General features: G+C 56.5%; 20 protein-coding genes. 10 read left to right on the forward strand and 10 right to left on the reverse strand.

What is annotated here, in order from left to right:
- Positions 1–28: 28 nt before the first annotated feature.
- Together IEY52_RS05345 and IEY52_RS05350 are read left to right on the forward strand one after the other, a co-directional pair.
- A complete protein-coding gene (locus IEY52_RS05345) occupies positions 29–544 on the forward strand; it encodes a diguanylate cyclase domain-containing protein (protein WP_189000982.1) in 516 nt (171 codons plus the stop codon).
- Between the two features lie 46 nt (positions 545–590).
- Positions 591–1763: a GGDEF domain-containing protein gene (locus tag IEY52_RS05350; protein ID WP_189000985.1), complete on the forward strand. Its 1173-nt coding sequence runs from the start codon at positions 591–593 to the stop codon at positions 1761–1763.
- A gap of 17 nt (positions 1764–1780) precedes the next feature.
- Here IEY52_RS05350 and IEY52_RS05355 read toward each other — a convergent pair whose 3' ends face one another.
- The 4 genes from IEY52_RS05355 to IEY52_RS05370 form a co-directional block, all read right to left on the reverse strand.
- Positions 1781–2059 (reverse strand): hypothetical protein, encoded by a 279-nt coding sequence (locus tag IEY52_RS05355; RefSeq protein WP_189000988.1) that lies wholly within the window; start codon positions 2057–2059, stop codon positions 1781–1783.
- Positions 2060–2235: 176 nt separating this feature from the next.
- Positions 2236–5076: a type I DNA topoisomerase gene (topA, locus tag IEY52_RS05360; RefSeq protein ID WP_189000990.1), complete on the reverse strand. Its 2841-nt coding sequence runs from the start codon at positions 5074–5076 to the stop codon at positions 2236–2238.
- A 273-nt stretch (positions 5077–5349) separates the two neighbouring features.
- Positions 5350–5784 (reverse strand): CpXC domain-containing protein, encoded by a 435-nt coding sequence (locus IEY52_RS05365; RefSeq protein WP_189000992.1) that lies wholly within the window; start codon positions 5782–5784, stop codon positions 5350–5352.
- Positions 5785–5967: 183 nt separating this feature from the next.
- Positions 5968–6888, reverse strand: coding sequence for a branched-chain amino acid transaminase (locus IEY52_RS05370; RefSeq protein ID WP_229684646.1), 921 nt, complete (start codon positions 6886–6888; stop codon positions 5968–5970).
- A gap of 234 nt (positions 6889–7122) precedes the next feature.
- Between IEY52_RS05370 and IEY52_RS05375 the strand changes: the two genes are divergently transcribed.
- The 5 genes from IEY52_RS05375 to IEY52_RS05395 all read left to right on the forward strand — a co-directional run bounded on the left by IEY52_RS05375 (position 7123) and on the right by IEY52_RS05395 (position 10871).
- On the forward strand, positions 7123–7647 hold the full coding sequence (locus tag IEY52_RS05375) for a YdcF family protein (RefSeq protein ID WP_189000996.1): 525 nt from the start codon (positions 7123–7125) through the stop codon (positions 7645–7647).
- Between the two features lie 108 nt (positions 7648–7755).
- Complete coding sequence (locus IEY52_RS05380) at positions 7756–8931, forward strand: extracellular solute-binding protein (RefSeq protein WP_189000998.1); 1176 nt, start codon at positions 7756–7758, stop codon at positions 8929–8931.
- 81 nt (positions 8932–9012) lie between these two features.
- Positions 9013–9960: a signal recognition particle-docking protein FtsY gene (gene ftsY / locus IEY52_RS05385; RefSeq protein WP_189001000.1), complete on the forward strand. Its 948-nt coding sequence runs from the start codon at positions 9013–9015 to the stop codon at positions 9958–9960.
- 20 nt (positions 9961–9980) lie between these two features.
- Positions 9981–10574 (forward strand): hypothetical protein, encoded by a 594-nt coding sequence (locus tag IEY52_RS05390; RefSeq protein WP_189001003.1) that lies wholly within the window; start codon positions 9981–9983, stop codon positions 10572–10574.
- A gap of 63 nt (positions 10575–10637) precedes the next feature.
- Positions 10638–10871 carry a hypothetical protein gene (locus IEY52_RS05395; RefSeq protein ID WP_189001007.1) on the forward strand — a complete coding sequence of 78 codons (234 nt, stop codon included), beginning with the start codon at positions 10638–10640 and terminating at the stop codon, positions 10869–10871.
- A 52-nt stretch (positions 10872–10923) separates the two neighbouring features.
- On the opposite strand, the gene IEY52_RS05400 is transcribed toward IEY52_RS05395, so the two are convergent.
- From IEY52_RS05400 to IEY52_RS05415, 4 genes are all read right to left on the reverse strand, one after another.
- A complete protein-coding gene (locus IEY52_RS05400) occupies positions 10924–11823 on the reverse strand; it encodes a DMT family transporter (RefSeq protein WP_189001010.1) in 900 nt (299 codons plus the stop codon).
- A 109-nt stretch (positions 11824–11932) separates the two neighbouring features.
- Positions 11933–13612 (reverse strand): dynamin family protein, encoded by a 1680-nt coding sequence (locus IEY52_RS05405; protein ID WP_189001013.1) that lies wholly within the window; start codon positions 13610–13612, stop codon positions 11933–11935.
- 56 nt (positions 13613–13668) lie between these two features.
- Positions 13669–14115: an NUDIX domain-containing protein gene (locus IEY52_RS05410; protein WP_189001016.1), complete on the reverse strand. Its 447-nt coding sequence runs from the start codon at positions 14113–14115 to the stop codon at positions 13669–13671.
- Positions 14102–14533, reverse strand: coding sequence for an NUDIX hydrolase (locus IEY52_RS05415; RefSeq protein WP_189001019.1), 432 nt, complete (start codon positions 14531–14533; stop codon positions 14102–14104). Before IEY52_RS05415 ends, IEY52_RS05410 begins: the two co-directional genes overlap by 14 nt.
- Positions 14534–14670: 137 nt before the next feature.
- Between IEY52_RS05415 and IEY52_RS05420 the strand changes: the two genes are divergently transcribed.
- Together IEY52_RS05420 and IEY52_RS05425 are read left to right on the forward strand one after the other, a co-directional pair.
- Positions 14671–15120: a CHRD domain-containing protein gene (locus IEY52_RS05420; protein WP_189001023.1), complete on the forward strand. Its 450-nt coding sequence runs from the start codon at positions 14671–14673 to the stop codon at positions 15118–15120.
- 12 nt (positions 15121–15132) lie between these two features.
- Complete coding sequence (locus tag IEY52_RS05425) at positions 15133–15582, forward strand: CHRD domain-containing protein (protein WP_189001025.1); 450 nt, start codon at positions 15133–15135, stop codon at positions 15580–15582.
- 66 nt (positions 15583–15648) lie between these two features.
- Here IEY52_RS05425 and IEY52_RS05430 read toward each other — a convergent pair whose 3' ends face one another.
- Together IEY52_RS05430 and sdaAB are read right to left on the reverse strand one after the other, a co-directional pair.
- Positions 15649–16500, reverse strand: coding sequence for an L-serine ammonia-lyase, iron-sulfur-dependent, subunit alpha (locus IEY52_RS05430; RefSeq protein ID WP_189001028.1), 852 nt, complete (start codon positions 16498–16500; stop codon positions 15649–15651).
- Between the two features lie 36 nt (positions 16501–16536).
- Complete coding sequence (gene sdaAB / locus IEY52_RS05435) at positions 16537–17202, reverse strand: L-serine ammonia-lyase, iron-sulfur-dependent subunit beta (protein ID WP_189001031.1); 666 nt, start codon at positions 17200–17202, stop codon at positions 16537–16539.
- Positions 17203–17348: 146 nt separating this feature from the next.
- Between sdaAB and IEY52_RS05440 the strand changes: the two genes are divergently transcribed.
- Complete coding sequence (locus IEY52_RS05440) at positions 17349–18185, forward strand: alpha/beta hydrolase (protein ID WP_189001034.1); 837 nt, start codon at positions 17349–17351, stop codon at positions 18183–18185.
- Positions 18186–18244 lie beyond the last annotated feature (59 nt).

An 18244-nucleotide genomic window follows, 5' to 3' on the forward strand; every position in this document is an offset into this window, starting at 1 on the left:
GCAATTCCCCGAACAAGGATGTGACCCCATGATGGATGATCCAGAACAAATGAAGCCTGCAGAACCCCATGCTGCAGAGTTGATTGCCCTGATCCGGGACCCTGCCAGTGGGGCTTACAGCCGGGAACTTTTTGCACCCCGGCTCATTGAAGAAACCGCCAGGGCCACCCGTGAACTGAGCGCCCTCACCCTGGGACTCTTGGAAGCCAGCGATCAGGGTCAACTGTCTGCAGAACAGGTCCGCACCGTGCTGGATTTGTTGAAGCAAACCCTGCGGGCCTCCGATGTGATTTTTCGCTTCAGTGACACCGAATTCTTGCTCATGCTGCCCGCCACCATCAAACTGGATGGAGAGATGACCTGCCAGCGCCTGATCCAGACCCTCAGGCAGGATTTGCCTGACACCATCAGGCTGAACATGGGTCTGGTCACTTACCCTGAAGATGTGCTGCAACCCGAAATGCTGCTGGAAGTGCTGACCGCCCGCAAACAAACCGCCTTGAAGTCTGGCCCGAACACCTGCATTTCCGACAGCGGTTTCTGAAACCTGCCCAGCCAAACCTGCTGAGCCAAAACCCTGGAGTCAAACCATGGACCATCCATCCGATCCTGCATCCATCCCCGATGACCTCCTCATCCGTGACCCCCTGACGGGCAGTTACACCCGTGGCCTGCTGGAACCCCGCCTGACCGAGGAGCTGGCCCGTGCCGAACGGGAAATCAGCCCGCTGGTGGTGTGTCATTTTGACCTGGACCATTTTGGGCAGTACAACCAGGAGTTCAGTTTTGACCACGGCAACCAGGTGCTGAAAGACGCTGCCCACTGGACCTACCAGTCCATCCGCACCTCTGATTTGCTGTTTCGTTCAGGTGGGGATGAGTTTGTGCTCTTGCTTCCCACCACCACCCGTGAGCAGGCCATGGTGGTGTGTCAGCGCATTCTGGAACGTTTTGAGCAGGGTCCAGTGTCCATCAGCATGGGGGTGGCGTCTTACCCGGAAGATGGAGACCAGACCCACCTCCTGCTGGACACCGCCCACAAGCGCCATCTGGTGGCCCGCACAGACAGCAGTTGCAAATACGTCACCCATGAGCACGGAGACAGCCCCAGAATTTATTTCAACACCCAGATCAAACCCGTGGAGCGTGAAACGGCTTTTGAAGCCCTGCAGGGTTTTCTGCAGGAGCTTCCCAACCACCAGCAGGGTTTGCTGCTGATCGACAGCGACGCGCAGGCTGGCCGCACTTTCTTCCTCAGACAGGCCGCACTGCTGGCCCAGCAACACAATTATCTGGTGCTTCCCCTGGTGTTCTCTGCAGAAACGGCCGAGCAGCAGATCCTGGCCGAAACCCAGGTGCTGCAAAGCCTGCTGGACGAGGTGGAACACACCGGCAAAACTGGACTGCTGGTGCTCTATGATGGACCTGCAGACGTTCCGGCCTCCATCCTTGTACGGGTCTTTCAGCAACACGACACCTCCCGGCCTCTGGGCGTGGTGGCCCTGGGCAAGCCTGAAGAAGCCCCACAGGTGTCCCTGTCCCACACCCTCAAACTTGAGCCTTTCAGCAAGCAGGGCCTGCACCGCTGGGTGCGGGATGTGTTCCACTGGGATGCTCCGGAAGCTTTCATCCAGCAGCTCTTGCAGGCCACCCAGGGCTATCCTGCCCGTGCAGAAATGCGCCTCAAAACCCTGCTGGACGCGGGCATCCTGCATTACACCGGAGGCACCTGGAAGTTGCGTGAAGACGCGGATGCAGGTTGAGCAGAGGGATCCAGCGTCTAAATCCGCAAGATCAACAGCAAGGTCCGTCCCACCGGGGTGAGCTTGCGCTGTTTGCCTGCCTCGATGCGGGCGGCTTCCTGGGGCTTCAGGTGCACGAAGTCCCCATAAGGCAGATCGATCAGCAACTCCCCCTCCAGGCACAGGTAATAAGAATCCAGAGCCTCATCTGCTTTTGCTTCATTCAGCAGGCAGGTCAGGGTTTCCCCTCCGGTGTGCGGAAGGTGCATGGGGGTGTTGGGCAGGGTCTGTGCCAGCTGTTTCAGGTGGATTTTCATGGGTGGGAATCTTGAGGGGGTTGCTGGCGGTCAGTCACACCATGCTTTGTTGCAGAGGCCCTGTACTTGTAGGGGCGAGCGTGCTGAGGGACCAGTGAGCAGTCCCTCGTACAGCACAAGATGGCATGCCTCGCCCTTTCTGCGCATTTCAGGTTGTGCTGAATTGAGCTTCCTGGTCAAGCGCTCACCGCTTTGCGCCAGGCCTCCTGCAGCTTTTTGGAGATCTGCAGCATCATGCCTTTGGCTTTTTTGACCTCCAGCCCAAGCTCTGGAGCCACGTCTTCGGCTTTTTTGTTCTCCTCGCGGAGGGCCACAATCAGCTGGCGTTCGGTGTCACTGAGAACATTCAGGTGGGATTTGAGGTCTTTCCATTCGGCTTTCTGGGTTTCACCAGCGGGTTTGGCCACTGTTTTGGGTGCAGCTTTGGAAGCAGCTTTTGCAGGGGCTTTGCCAGACGTTTTGCTGGTTTTGCTGGTCTTGCTGGGGGCTGCTTTTTTGGTGGCTTTGCCTGCTCTGGCTTTGGGTGGCTTGCCCCGTTCTGCCATCAGTTCGCGGGTTTTTTCTGCGGTGAGGCTGTGGGCATCCTCTCCGTTGCGCAGATAGGCGTTGTTTTCCCCATCTGTGAGGTACGGGCCAAAACGGCCCACTTTGACCTGGATGGGGGTGCGGTCCGGGTATTCAAAGATTTTCAGGGGGGCGGCGCTCTGTCCCATGCGGCTTTTGGGGGCAGCAAAGAGGGCCTGTGCCTGCTCCACCGTCACAGTAAAGAGGCTTTCGTGTCCGGGCAGCGTGCGGTTGTCCTTGCCTTTTTTGAGGTAGGGACCGTAACGTCCATTCATGGCCCAGACTTCTTCTCCGTCCAGGGTGCCCACCAGCCTTGGAATGGTCAGCAGTTGCATGGCACGTTCCAGGGTCATGGCGCTCAGGGAATCCGTGGGAAACAGGCTGGCGGTTTTCTCGCCCATCTGCACGTAGGGACCATAACGGCCTGCTTTAGCCACCACATCCTGTCCGGTCACAGGGTCCTGGCCCAGAATGCCCTCGTCTCCGCCTTTGGAGAGGAGTTCTTCTGCCTGCTGCAGGGTGAGTTCATCGGGGGCAATGTCGTTGGGCAAAGTCGCGCTGACCTCGCCTTTTTTCATGTAAGCCCCGAATTTGCCCAGTCTGACTTCAATCTCCGACCCCACCAGGGCAGGCACAGGAATCAGGCTGATCGCTCTGGGATCAATCTGGTCCATTTGCGTCTGGATCTGGGATTTCAACCCTTCATCTCCGAAGTAGAAGTCTTGCAGGTAGGGCACGTGTTCTTTGCGTCCTCCGGCAATCTCGTCAAGGTCTTCTTCCATGCGGGCGGTGAAGTTGTAATCCACCAGCCTGGAGAAGTGGTTCTCCAGCAGGGCCTGGGTGGCAAAAGCCGTCCAGGTGGGGATCAGGGCCGTTCCACGTTTGAAAACGTAACCCCGGTCCTGAATGGTGGAGATGATGCTGGCATAAGTGGAGGGGCGACCGATTCCGGCGGCTTCCAGCGCCTGCACCAGAGAGGCCTCTGTGTAGCGTGCAGGAGGCTGGGTGTGGTGCTCGCGGGTGCGCATGTCCTTGACCCGCACGCTGTCCCCTTTCTGCATCGGGGGCAGGATCACTTCACGGTCTTCCAGAGCAGCTTCAGGGTCGTCTGAACCTTCCACGTAAGCCCGCAAGAAACCCGGAAAATCAATGGTTTTGCCACTGGCACTGAAAATGGCGTCCAGGCCCTGCAAACGCACCTGCATTCTGCGGCCTCTGGCGTCTGCCATCTGGCTGGCCACGGTGCGTTTCCAGATCAGGTCATACAGTTTGAACTCATCGTCGGAGAGCTCGCCTCTGACTTCCTGGGGGGTGCGGAATCTGGAGCCTGCCGGGCGAATCGCTTCGTGCGCTTCCTGGGCGTTTTTGGCTTTCTTGTCGTAGGTGCGGGGGGTGGGGTGCAGATACTCGTCCCCGTACATCTGGCGCACCTGTTTGCGGGCCGCTTCCATGGCCTCTTTGGAGAGGGTGGTGGAGTCGGTGCGCATGTAGGTGATGTAACCATTCTCGTACAGGCGTTGCGCCGTGCGCATGGTGCGCTGGGCATTGAACCCGAGTTTTCTGGAGCCTTCCTGTTGCAGGCTGGAGGTGATGAACGGCGCGTAGGGCTTCTGGGTGAAGGGGCGCTCCTCGGTGGAGATCACCGTGAACTGGGCAGCTTTCAGGCGCTGCAGCAGCTGTTCGGCATCGGCCTGTTTCAGCAGAACCACTTTGGCATCGGGCTTGAGTTCACCGGTCAGGGCATCAAAGTCTTTGCCTGTGGCCAGCCTGACTCCACCCACTTCGATCAGGGCAGCCGTGAACCCTTCTTCTTTGAGGGTCCGGAACAGTCCTTCCAGGCTCCAGAACTCTGCACTCCTGAAACGCATGCGTTCCCGTTCGCGCTCCACCAGAAGACGGGTGGCCACGCTCTGCACCCGGCCCGCGCTGAGTTTGGGGGCCACTTTGCGCCACAGGACAGGTGAAACCTCGTAACCGTACAGGCGGTCCAGCACGCGGCGGGCCTCCTGGGCATGCACCAGGTTTTCATCAATCTGGCGGGGGTGCTGGATGGCATTTCGGATGGCTTCCGGGGTGATCTCGTGGAAGACCATGCGTTTGACCGGCACCTTGGGTTTCAGTTCCTGAAACAGGTGCCAGGCGATGCTCTCCCCTTCACGGTCATCGTCTGTTGCCAGCACCACTTCGCGGGCCTCTTTGACCAGGGCTTTCAGCTTGGCAACGTGCTTTTTCTTCTCTGAGGGCACCACATAAAGGGGTTTAAAATCGTGTTCCACATCAATGCCCAGGCTGGCCCAGGGCTTCTGCTTGAATTGTTCCGGCACTTCGGATGCCGAATTGGGCAAATCCCGAATGTGTCCAATGGAGGACTCCACCTGGTAGTCCTTCCCCAGGTATTTCTCAATGGTTTTCGCCTTGGCGGGCGATTCCACAATCACCAGTGTCTTAGCCATTACCCAAACCCCATCACCCCGAGAGTTCCCCTGCTGCAAGGTGTTCACGGACATCCAGTTGCTTGCGTTTCCTGCATGTGTTCCAGATCCACGCCCAACTTCAACTTAGCGGCACATTAGCATAAAACCCGAAGTTGCGCTAGCACATCGGGTAAGATTGCCTTTTCCAAAACCCGCACTGATGCAACAGAAAACCCAGGTTTCCCTGGGTCTGAAGTGTTGCTCGATTGAAAAGCCCGAGTCCAAGCTCAGTTCAAAAGCACCCGAAAACCGTCACATGACTTTTTTGCGTTTGCGCAGAATGGGGTAGAACTCTGCCAGTTTGCGGCGGAAGAAAATGTAGGTCAGCAGTTCATGCACGTCAAAGACCACATGGTTGCTGGGAATGTAAGCCGGGAGACGTTTGTCTGAAAGGTCCACGCGGCCCTGCTCATCGAATTGCTCGAAGGCTTCCAGGGTGGGGTCTTCCAGGCTGGCTGCAGGCACAAAATGCACGCAGTATTCCAGTTTGGGATCGTAGTAGGTCACGGGTTCTTCCACAAAAGTCACTTCACCGCAGGAAGGACAGGTGGTGGTGTTGATTTTCCCGGCAAACAACTCATCGTGCAATTCGGGGTGGGTGCCAATGTTCAGCACTTCATAGAGTGTGACGTTGTATTTCTTGCTGCAATTCGGACAGGTGAAAGGGTGCTGTTTGGAGCTGGTCATGTTCCCCTCATTGTACAGAAATCTTACAATTAAACGTAGTGCCCACCGTCATCGACAAACCCCCCAGAACACCCAAAACCTTGCAAAAATCGCACCCGAAGGTGCGACTTGGCAGAAAAAGGGCAGGTCCTGACTAGACTTGCCCTTTTTTTCAGCCCTTTCAAGCAACTTCAAGCCACAGGGTCAATCGACGTAGGTGAGCCAGTGGTCGTATTTGGGGTTTTTCCCGGTCACGATGTCCAGGTAACGCCCACGGATTTCCCTGGTGATTTCCCCGGCCCGTCCAGTGCCGATTTCCCTGAAGTCGATGCTGGAAATCGGGGAGACTTCTGCAGCCGTTCCGGTCATGAACACCTCATCGGCAACATACAGTTCGTCGCGGGTGGCCATGACTTCTTGCACTTCCAGCCCCATGTCGCGGGCCACATGGAAGATGCTGTCTCTGGTGATCCCGGTCAGGGTCACACTGTGGGCAATGGCATACAATTTCTTGCCCTTGATGAAGAAGATGTTCTCTCCGCTGCCTTCAGAGACGTAGCCCTCTTTGTCCAGCATGATGGCTTCATCAAAACCAGCGCTGATGGCGTCTGCCTTGGCAAGCGAACTGTTGATGTAGTTGCCGCCCGCCTTGGATTTGGTGGGCAGCACGTTGCCTGGAGAACGGGCCCAGGAGGAGGTCACCAGTTTGGCCCCTTTCTCGATGGCTTCATCTCCGAGGTAGGTGCCCCATTTCCAGGCCGCCACCATCACTTCCACGGGGCAGGGCAGGGGGTTGAGGCCCAGCGATTCCCCACCACGAAACACCAGGGGACGGATGTAGCAGGCGTCGTAGCCGTTGTCTTTGACCACAGATTTGATGGCACTGTTGATTTCATCTGCGCTGTAGGGCACAGGCATGCGGATGATTTTGGCACTGTTGAACAGGCGCTCGGTGTGCTCCTGCAGGCGGTAGATTGCTGCTCCTTTTTCGGTGCTGTAAGCCCGGATGCCCTCAAAAACACTGCTGCCGTAATGCAAAGCGTGGGCCAGAACAGACACCTTTGCCTCTTCCTGAGGAACCAGTTTGCCGTTCAGCCAGATCAATCCTGCTTGGATACCACCCATAATGCCTCCTGTTTGTTTGCCCTCAAATTTTACCCCACAGAACAGCAGGGCGTCAGCGATGTTTAGCCACTCCATCCATGGCCATCAGACCCCACTGCCGTGGTGACAGACCCTGCTTTTGTGTCAACAGAACACCACTCTTCCATTTGTGATCCATCTCGCTTTAGTATGAAAACCGGAGTGAATCAAAGGATGCGAAGCGGCTGGCCACAATTGGGTGTTGTCCTTACTTTCATGATGGGGTTTCCCCATGCAAGTCCGGCCAATGTTTCGGAACCCCAACCCACGGTGATTGTGCTGGGAGCTGCCCAGTACAATGGCAAGCCCTCCCCCATCTTCAGAAGCCGCCTGCAACACGCCCTGAACCTGTACCAGACTGGACGGGTGAGCCGCATCATCGTCACCGGGGGCAAAGCCGAAGGGGACCGTTACAGCGAAGGGGAAGCAGGCCGCAATTTCCTGATTCAAAAAGGCATCCCGGCCAGAACCATCCTGGCCGAAACCCGCAGCCGCAACACCTATGAAAACCTCAAAAACTCACTGGGCTGGGTCACCACCCCGGTCAGCGTGGTGACCGACTCCATTCACATGCCCAGGGCCATTGCCATGGCCCGTGACCTGGGCATGAAAGCCAGTCCCAGCCCCAGTCCCCTTCCAGAAAACACCAGCCAGGAATTTCTGGAAAATTACGCAGCGCGGGAACGGCTGGCTTACATGGCCTACCTGCTCATGGGCGAAAAAGCCACCGAGAAAAAATGATGGGAATCAAGGGTGGGGCTTGCAGATCCATGTTTCAGATGAAGAACTTCTAAGCAACCCCGTGAACAAAGTGCAACTTCTAACTTCTTTTATACGTACAATTCATGCATGAAGCGACTGACTGTCCTGATGCTGCTCCTCCTGGGGAGCGCTCAAGCCAAAACCGAAATCAAAATCTGGCATTATCTGCTGGCCGAACCCTCCCCCACCCTCTTCAACCAGTTCGCTGCAGAATTCAACAAATCACAGGACGACTACGTGATCAAGCCTGAATATGCGGGTGGTTACAAAGAGATGGGGCAGAAAATCATCGCCAGCATCCGGGCCAACACCACCCCTCCAGCCGTGCTGATCGACAATGCTTTCTTTGTGCGCCTGATGCAGGGCGGGCAACTCAAGGACCTCGACAAATTCACCGGGGTGATCCCTGAAAGCCTCAGTTCTGACATCTACCCGGTGGCCTGGAACATCGGCAAGAACAAAGACGGACGTTTCGGGTTGCCCTGGGCTGCCAGCAGCATGCTGATGTTCTTCAACGGAGCTGCCTTCAAAGCCAAAAACATCGCCCTGCCAGACACATGGCCTGAATTTTATGCTGCAGCCCAGAAATTGACGGGCAGGGGGACCAGTGGGGTTTCTTTCATCACCGAGTCCTGGATTTTTGCCTCCATGGTGTACAGCCAGGGCGGAGACCTGGTCAAAGACGGCAAACCCAACCTGCTGGACCCTGTGGTGGTGGAAAGCCTGCAACAACTGGTCAACCTGAAAAACAAAAAAGCCCTGATTCCCCGCGCCACCAGCGAAGTGCAAAACGCCGTGATTGACTTCCTGCGCACCAAAACCTTCATGGTGGTGGCCCCCAGCAGTGCCTTCCCGCTGGCCTTCAAGAACCCCAACTACCTGAGTTTGCAGGTCTCGGCTTACCCCCTGCCCGGTTCTTCCATTGCCGGAGAGGGCCAGATCGCCGTGATGAAATCTGCCAGTGACGCCCAGGCCAGAGGGATCATGGAATTCTGGAAATTTTTGCTGAAACCCGAAAACCTCAAAACCTTTGCCAACGGCTCTTACTACGTTCCGGTGCGCAAAAGTGTGGCCAGACAGCTCACCGATGACCCCATCCTGGTCGCAGCAGTCAAGAGCTTTGAACGCGCCCAGAACCTGCCTGCTGTGCCCCAGCTGGACGACTGGCGTCTGGATCTGGAAATTGCCATCGAGAAAGCCCTGAAAGGCAATGTTCCTGTGGAACAGGCCCTCAAAGAAGCACAGCAGAACGCTTTAAAATAAAAATCAGAACAATGACAATGCAGGGGCGAGGCGTACCTCGCCCTTTACCGGGCATCTGCCGCCCTCGGCCACTGGAGGATTATGAGTTGGTTTCAACGCCTTAAGGAGGGTCTGACCAAGACCCGTCAACAATTGAACCAGTCTGCAGGTTTTCTGGGAACGGACCTGAAGGACATCTTCACCAGCCGCCTGGAAACCCTGGAAGACCTGGAGTACGCCCTGATTGCTGCAGATGTGGGCCGTGCTGCCACCGAGGAGATCCTGGAAGACATCAAGAACAGCGGCCAGACCAACCTGCAAGAGGCCCTGATGAACGCCCTGATCCTGCAACTGGAACCGGACGCCAGACGGGCGCAGTACCGCAAGATTGGCTTCACACCGGATGCAAAACGCTCTACAGTCCTGCCAAACGGCAAAGTGGTGATGATGATCGGGGTGAACGGGGTGGGCAAAACCACCACCATTGCCAAACTGGGCCAGTACTACCAGGGCCTGGGGCGCAGCGTGATGTTTGCTGCTGGCGACACCTTCCGTGCCGCCGCGGGCACCCAGCTTGGGGTGTGGGGCAGCCGTCTGGGCATCGATGTGATTCAGGGACCTGATGGGGGCGACCCTGCTGCTGTGGCTTTTGATGCCGCCGCTGCTCGCAAAGCCCGTGGTGTGGACCTCCTGATGGTGGACACCGCGGGCAGGTTGCACACCAAGCACAACCTGATGGAAGAGCTGAAGAAGGTCAAACGGGTGATCCAGAAAGCCGATGAGAACGAGCCCGCCGAAATCTGGCTGGTGCTGGACGCCGTGACCGGACAGAACGGCCTGAACCAGGCCAAGAAGTTTCATGAAGCCATTGGATTGACTGGAGTGGTGGTCACCAAACTGGACGGGACCTCCAAGGGCGGCATCGTGGTGCCCATCGTGCGGGAACTGGGGGTGCCCATCAAGTTCATCGGGGTGGGAGAGAAAGCAGAAGACCTGCAGCCCTTCGATGCCCGTGAATTCGTGCATGCCCTGTTCGGCGTGGACGCCTGACCCACCATGAACCGGGCACAATGAACTGGCTGGACGGCCTGTATGCCTACCATCAACCCCTCTCCGAAGTCACCCGTGGGCAAGACAACTCACGGGTGCTTGCTGCTCCTCTGACGCCCATCCTGGCCCTCAATGCAGCTTATGGGGATTCGGAGGTGCTTCCTGCTCCCCGACTGGTGCTTTCTCAGAAACCCGTGTCTGGTTTGAGGCTGGTGCAGGCCATTCAGGTGGGCCTTTACCTGCCTGATGGTGCAGACCCTGGGCATCAGGTGGAACAGGTCAGCTGGTTGCAGACCCGCCAGTTTGCAAAAGTGCTGTGCCAGTCCTGGGGTATGCCTTCCTGGGAGGAACCCATCTCGCAGCACCTCAGCATGAAACTGCAGGAACACCGGGAATACGTGCCCTTGCTCTGCTATCAAGAGGGGCAACTGACCGGAGGTGCCCTGTTGAAGAACCGCCAGATGCACCTGTGGGGCGTGCTGCAACCCGAGGCCCTGAAAGACCTGCTGAACTACGCTGCTGCGTTTTCAGAGGGCACCATTGAAACCACGCTCACCGCTGGCTTTGAACTTCCATTGCAAGACAAAGCCATGCTGGGGTACTGGCTGGGATAGAAAATGGACCCATTGCAGAATGCAGTCAAAATCAGCAGAGAAAGGGTTCTTTCAGGAATGGAAATGGCCGACATCCTGAAACAGCTGCTGGCTTCTGAAATCAGACCTCTACATGAAGGCCATGTGCCTTTTCTGCTGCTGGAAAAATGCCTGATGGATGCTTTCGACATCCCCCTTTATCATGCCAGGGACATCGAAGGCTGGACAGAATTTTCTGCAGCAGGTGATCTTGACGATGAAAAGCTCAATGCCCTGTTTCAACCCTGGATGGAGGCTTTCAAACTGCAATCAAAGTGAAAGGCCAGCCCCTTTTTCGCAGGCTGACCTTCACAACAGGTGTTTGAATGATTTATTCGGTTTGCAGTTGTTTCTGCACAGGCCGCGCAGGTGCAGGCCGGATCACCAGCGAAACCCCCAGGGCCACCACCACCATGCCCAGCAAGGCCAGACCATTCAGTTTCTCGTGAAACAGAAAGAAGGCTTCCACAGCGGTGGCAGGGGGCACCAGATAAAACAGGCTGGTGACCTGTGCGGTGCTGGTGCGCTGGATCAGGTACAGCAGGAGGCCAATGGCCCCCAGGGAAAGCACCACCACCAGCCACAACAGGGCAAACCAGAATTCGGTGGTGAACTGGATCTGGTGGGTTTCAAAGAGCAAAGCCAGCGGAATCAGGATCAGGCTGGTGGCAGCGTACTGCACAGCGGTTCCAGTCACCAGGGGCATGCCTGCTCCAAAACGTTTCTGGTAGAGGGTGCCAGCGGTGGTGCCGATCAGGGCAATTCCAGCAGCCAGATAAGCAACGGGTGGGACATCGGCATGGATTTTCTGGCTGACCACCATCACCACACCCAGGAAGCCCAGAATCAGACCGATCCATTGCAGCAGGCTTCCCTGTTCTTTCAGGGTGTAGCGGGCCATCAGGGTGCTGAGGATGGGTTGCAGGCCCACGATCACAGCGGTCATTCCAGCAGGCATGCCCATATGAATGGCGTAGAACACGCCACTCAGGTAAGCACCATGCAGCAGAAAACCCACCACAGCAGCGTGCCAGTAATGCTCTGGACGCATCTTCTTGCTTTCTTTGACCACCAGACCCAGGCCCAGCAGCAGAACTGTTGCGATCACCAGACGCAGGGCCAGAAAGGTGAACGGTTCCGCGTAAGGCAGGCCGTATTTGGCACCAACGAATCCGGTGCTCCACAAAAGCACAAAAAGAAAGGGGGCGATTCTGGGCAGGTTCAGAGACATACACACCTCAATTGCTGACAGTGTAAATCCCCATGCCTGCATTTAGGTGCATCGGCGTAGGGGACTCTGGATTGTTATTCAAATGGGTGCAAGTTACACCGGTATCAATTCAGGCCTGCACCCGCCCTTCAAGTTCTTCAATGCGGGCAATGAATTCGGTGAGCCTGCGGTTCTCCCGGTTCATGCGTTCCTGCTCGGCTTTCACAAAGCGGGTGTAGGGAGAGAGGGCGTCCCTGAGGCGGCCATCCAGGCGTTCCTGTTCCAGGTTGACTTCCCGCGTGAGGGTTTCCCGCAGCAGGATCTTGGCATCCCCAACCTGGTTTTTCACTTGCGTGAGGGCGGCCCGTTTGCGAATGGGAATCCAGTAAGCCCCCAGGAACACCCCGGCCAGGCTGGCCAGGATGCCCGTCACATCTGCGGCAGCGCCTCCAATCAGGGCAATCACGGCTGCTCCCAGACCAATGCCGCCCACGCTGATCAGACCTGCCTGCATCACACTGCTCTGTGCCTTGCCACTGAAATCCTGGGCTGCTGAGGGTTCAATCAGTTCCCTGGTGTGCTCTTCGGTTTTGGAACGCAAAGCGTCCAGAACAGCACTGCGGTCCATCTGGAAGCGGCTTCTGGGCACGTTCTCGCGAGAGCGGGAGGTGAGCTGGTGCTGCACATCCTCCCAGAAACGCAGGTTTTTCTCCATCAGGCGGTCCACACTGTGGGACAGCACTTTCTCCAGGTCGCGTTCCAGATCTGCCACGGCTTCTGTGCGAAAAGCCTGCTCCAGACGCTCGGGTTTCAGCAGTTCCAGGGTACGGCTGATGCGGTAGTACCGGTTGATGAAACTTTCTGCCCGCTCCTGGAAAGCGTTCAGCGGGCCTTCCAGCAAAGAAAGCTGATGGGCCAGTTCGTCTTTGACTTCATGGCCATGCACCCGGGCCTGCATTTCCAGGTGCTCAAAGGATTGCACATCGTTCTGCAAAATGGTGCGACTGTGCTCCAGATGGGAGGTATGCTGCCTGACCAGTTCGTGGGCCACCCCCAGGGGGGTCATCAGTTTCAGACGAACCCGTTCTTTTTCGCTGAGGCGGTCCACCAGGGTGCGTTTGAAGCGCATGAAGCCCTCGTCTTCACCGCGCTTCTGATTGCGGGCACTCAGCATGAAGATCTGCGGAGTGACCCCCAGCGTCTGGGTGGCATGTTCCCGCACGAAAGACAGCACCTGCTCCCGGTCCGCCTGGGTTTCCAGCAAATCCGCCTTGTTGATGATCAGCATCACATTGCGGCCCCACTTGCGGGTGAGTTCCAGAAACTGCCGTTCTGACTCGGTGAAGGGGTGGTCTGCACTGGTGATGAACAGCACCAGATCCGCTCTGGGCAGGAAACCCTCGGTGATGGTCTGGTGACGGCGGATCACCGCATTGGTTCCGGGTGTGTCCACCAGGGCAATGCTGTTGAGGTCTTCCAGGGGCAGGCGTTTGCGCACCACGAAGGGATCTGCGGTGGGTTCCAGTTCGGTGTCTTCCCCGTTCAGCAAAACATAAATCCGGTCTGTGGTTGGGGTGACCCCTTCTGGCAGGGAGGTGGTGTTCAGGAGGGCATTCAGGAAAGAGCTTTTGCCTGCATTGAATTCCCCCACCACCACCAGCAGGAACACCTCGTCCAGTTGCAGCAAAGCTGTGCGGGCGTGCTGGGTAACATCGGCAGGTGCACCGGAGCTTTCCAGAAAGGCATGCAAATCGGTGAGCAGTGCACGTTCAGCTTGCAAAATCTCTTGAATGGAAGGAGTGACCAGCATGCTTCATTTTACGAGACCAGCACAGGAGAAGTTCTATAAAGAATGCTGAAATTGGATCAGAACCTGCCCAGTGCCTCCTGATGGGCCAGCAAGGTGTGGTGCATGCGAACCTGTCCAGCTCTGTACAGCTCCAGAAATTCTGCAGGGCTGAAAAACCTGCGGGCCAGAATTTCATCGTTGGGTGCGTCTGGAATGACCTCACCTGGAAGGATTTCTGCCAGCCAGACGAAGCGCTGCACCAGCCCACCATCTGAATAGCGTCCCAGGTAGGTGTTTAAAAAAGAGGTCAGGCGCACCTGCACCCCGGCTTCTTCCAGGGCTTCCCGAACGGCGGCAACTTCTGGGGGTTCCCCTACTTCAATGGTGCCCATCGGAAGGTGCCAGAGGCCCTTGAAGGGATCTTTTGCCTGCTGCACCAGCAAGATGCGCCGCTGGCCGTCCAGAATCAGGCATCCTGCTGCACGTGCAGTGGGTGTGAGGGTATAAGACTCATCGAACTGCATTTCTCATTTCCTCGGCTTTTTTCAGGCTGTTTCGGGTCCAGAGGGGGGTTTCAGACCTTGCCAGGGCTTCTGGCAGGGTCAGCCATTCTGCTGCAGCCAATTCTTCTTGCTGCAATTGCACTGTGCCAGACAGGTAGGGGGCCTGCATCACCACATTGATGCAGGGCACATCTCCGGCCAGAAAACTGTTGGCTTCCAGATACGTCAGTGAACCGACTTCTAAACCCACTTCTTCCCGGATTTCGCGGCGGGCCACATGTTCCAGGACATCATTCATGATTTCATGCTGCTCCACCTTGCCTCCTGGAAAAGCGAAGGTGCCTCCTGCATGGGTTTCTTGCAGGCTGCGCAAAGTCAGCAGGCAACGGTCTTGCCTGTAAATCACCACTTCCACATTGACCACAAAAGTTGGAACCATAGATCCTCACAGCGTAGTACAGTTTGCAGAATCCAGCTCCTTTTGCCCAATCCCACCTTGAGCAACACATCATCCCACTCACATAAAACCTGCATGATGCAACCCTATAGTGGTGAAGAGAATCATCAGGAGGTCTTATGCACGCACGCACCCTGGCATTCGGGGTTTTCAGTTTGATTCTGGCGTCCTGCGCCCAACAAGTTCCCGTTGCTGCTCCCGTCTTTCTGGCCAAACTGTCCGGCAACAATGTGGTGCCTGCTGTCTCAGGCGATGCCTGGGGGTTTGCCAATGCTTCTTTTGATGGCACCAGCATGGTGATCAACGGCAATTATTACCGTCTGAGCGGCAAGGCCACCAGCATTGAGTTGCGCAAAGCCAAAGTGGGTCAGAACAGCGCAACCGTGGTGTGTGCCCTGGACATCAAAGAAGACACCAGCAAAGTGGGCAATGGAACGTTCAGCAAAACCTGCACGGTCAAAGACCAGGGCATTCAGGAAGACCTGCTGAAAACCGGCCAGTACTACGTCACTGTCAGCACCGCCAGCCACACCGATGGTGAACTGCGCGGCCAGCTTGGGTATGAATAAAGGAGAAAAACGATGAACATCCGTCATCTTGTTCCTGCAATGTTGGTTCTGGGTCTGGCTGCCTGCAACAGCACCCCCGCCCTTCCCGGTTTGCCCACCTACGCAGCCAACCTGACTGCGGCCAAGGAAATTCCTGCTCCCACCGTGCCTGCAGAGTATGCAGGCACAGGCAGTGTGAAAGCCACCTGGGATGGCAAGAAACTCACCCTGACCGGCACTTACTCGGGCCTGACCGGACCTGCCACCATGGCCCACATTCACGAGGGTGAAGTGGGACAGACCGGAGCCCCTGTGTGCACCCTGGTGGTCACTGCAGATGCCAAAGACAACAAGAAAGGCACCCTGGCCACCGATGCCAATTGCGTGCTGAATGAAGACAAATTGCGCTTTGGTTTTTACTATGTGAACATTCACACCGATGCCAACAAGTCTGGCGAGTTGCGCGGGCAACTCACCAAATAAGCCCTTGAATGGGAAACAGAAAGACCTGAGCGTGCTCAGGTCTTTCTGTTTCTCAACCTCTGGAGGTCACTTCTGGGATTTTTCCAGGTCTTTCAGGAAACCCTGGGCAAAAGGGGTCTGGGCCAGCCCACCTTCAGCGGTTTCTTTGAGTTGCAGGGGCATCATGCGTCCCACCTGGGCCATGGCGGTGATGACTTCATCCGGGGGAATGAAGCTTTCCAGTTGTGCCAGGGCAAGCTGGGCACTGCTCACGGCATGCACGGCAAAGAAGGCGTTCCTGGACACGCAAGGCACTTCCACATAGCCTCCCACCGGGTCACAGACCAGGCCGATGGTGTTCATCAGAGCCATGGCTGCTGCATGCACAGCGGCTCTGGAGGTGCCTCCCAGCAGTTCCGTCACGGCTGCAGCAGCCATGGCTGCGCTGGACCCAATTTCGGCCTGACAGCCCCCGGCAGAACCAGAGATGTACATCTGACGGGAAATGGCCTTGCCGATGCCTGCAGCAAGAACCAGAGGCATCACCAGGGCTTCATCTTCAAGACCCAGGTGGTCTGCCACACCAATCAGGGCTCCGGGGATGGTGCCTGCACTGCCTGCAGTAGGGGCAGCCACAATGCGTCCCATGCGGGCATTTTCTTCGTTGACGGCCATGGCGTAGGCCTGCACCCGTTTGAGGAGGGGAGCATTCAGGGCATCTGGTGCATCCCACAGGCCTTTGGCATTCCAGCCGACCATTCCGGTGATGCTTCTGGCATCGGTTTTGAGGCCACGTTCGATGCTGTCGCGCATTTCAGCAATGCGGCTGCGCATCACCTGTTTGACCTCTTCGGCAGAGAGGCCATTTTCTTCGCAGTCGGTGTCCAGAACCCACTGGCTGGCGGGTGATGGGGCTTTTAAAATGTCGTCCAGGGTCATGGTGCTCCTCAGGGGGTTGAATCAGCGTGGATTGAATCAGAGGCGTTTGAAACCAGGCAGCATGCGAATCCAGCTGATCTCGGGAATGTGGGCAATTTTGCGAATGGCGTAATCGGAGAGGCCACTGTCCAGCACAATGCACATCAGGGCAGTTCCTCCTCTTTTTTCACGGGTGCAGGTCAGACTGGCGATGTTCACTTCATCGATGGCAATCAGGCCCGTGACCCGTGAAATCATGCCGTAGGCGTCCTGGTATTTCAGCAGCAGGGTCGGGGAAAAGCCATCGAAGGAGACTTTGAAGTGGTCCACCTCGATGACCTCGATGATGCCTCCTCCGGTGCTGGAGGCCATCACCTCGATGCTGGTCTGCCCCCCCTGCAAGGTGATCTGTGCGGTGTTGGGGTGCACGTTGCCCAGGTCGGTGTCCTGAAATTCAAAGTGCAGACCGGCTTTTTCAGCTTCCTGGAAGGCCTGAGGGAGGCGAGGATCGTGGGGCTCAAAGCCCAGCAAGCCTGCAATCAGGGCCAGATGGGTGCCGTGTCCCTTGCCGGTTTTGGCAAAGCTGGCATGCAAGCCAAGGTGGGCTTTTTCAGGGGTGTGGCCCAGCAGTTGTCTTGCTGCCAGGCCAATGCGGCAGGCTCCAGCTGTGTGGCTGCTGCTCGGGCCGATCATCACGGGGCCAATCATGTCCAGCAAACTCATATAGACAATTGTACTCCTTTGTATACCGTATACAAGTATACGATTCATCAAACCTGAATGCAGCCCCAAGGGATTGTACCGGGTCAAAAACATCACAGATTTTCAAAACAGTGCTCTATACACTTAAAACCATGCCCAGAAGGAAAATGATTCTCTTCTTTATGGTTCTTTTATGCACAACAGCACAGGCCCAGACCTCCAGCCAGATGCTGATTGACTTCATCAACACCTTTACCATCACCCGCGACCTGACCATCCAGCGGGACCTTCCTTACGGAGAAAACCCCAGGCAAAAACTGGATGTGTACCTGCCCAGACACAAAGGCAGCCATCCGGTGCTGGTTTTTGTGCACGGGGGCACCTGGCAGAAATACAAAAAAGAAGATTTCAAATTCATTGGAGAATCTTTTGCCAGAGCAGATTACGTGACTGTGGTGATCAATTACCGGCTGTACCCAGAAGTTCAATACCCGGCTTTCCTGCAGGACACTGCAAAAGCCCTCAGGTGGGTCAGGGACCATGTTCGGGAGCACTCAGGAGACCCAGATCGCATTTTCGTGATGGGGCACTCTGCAGGAGGCTACAACGCAGCCATGACCCTTACCGATCCAGGGTTCCTGCAGGCCGAAGGCCTGAAAGCCACCGACTTCAAAGGGATGATTGGCATCGCAGGCATCTATGACATTCCACCTCTGGATGGAGTGTTTCCAGAAGATGCAAGCCGCAAAGAGGTGATGCCTGTGTACCGGGTTTCCGGTCCCCTGCCACCCTTTTTGCTGATCAGTGCAGGAAATGACGATCTGGTGATGCCCGAAAACGCCACCAGACTGGCCAGAGCCCTGCAAGACAATGGCACCCCTGTGGAAACCGCCACCATTCCCGGTCTGGGTCACACCGACATCCTCGCCACCCTGGTGCGGCGCATTGCTGGGAACTTTCAGGTCAGGGAACAGATTCTGGAGTTCATGGAGAAGCAGCAGTGAATCCCACTTTGAACCCGGTTAAACAAAACACAATATTTTCCGTCCAAAAGGCTTAAACT

This window comes from Deinococcus roseus, assembly GCF_014646895.1.
GTDB classification, from domain to species: domain Bacteria; phylum Deinococcota; class Deinococci; order Deinococcales; family Deinococcaceae; genus Deinococcus_C; species Deinococcus_C roseus.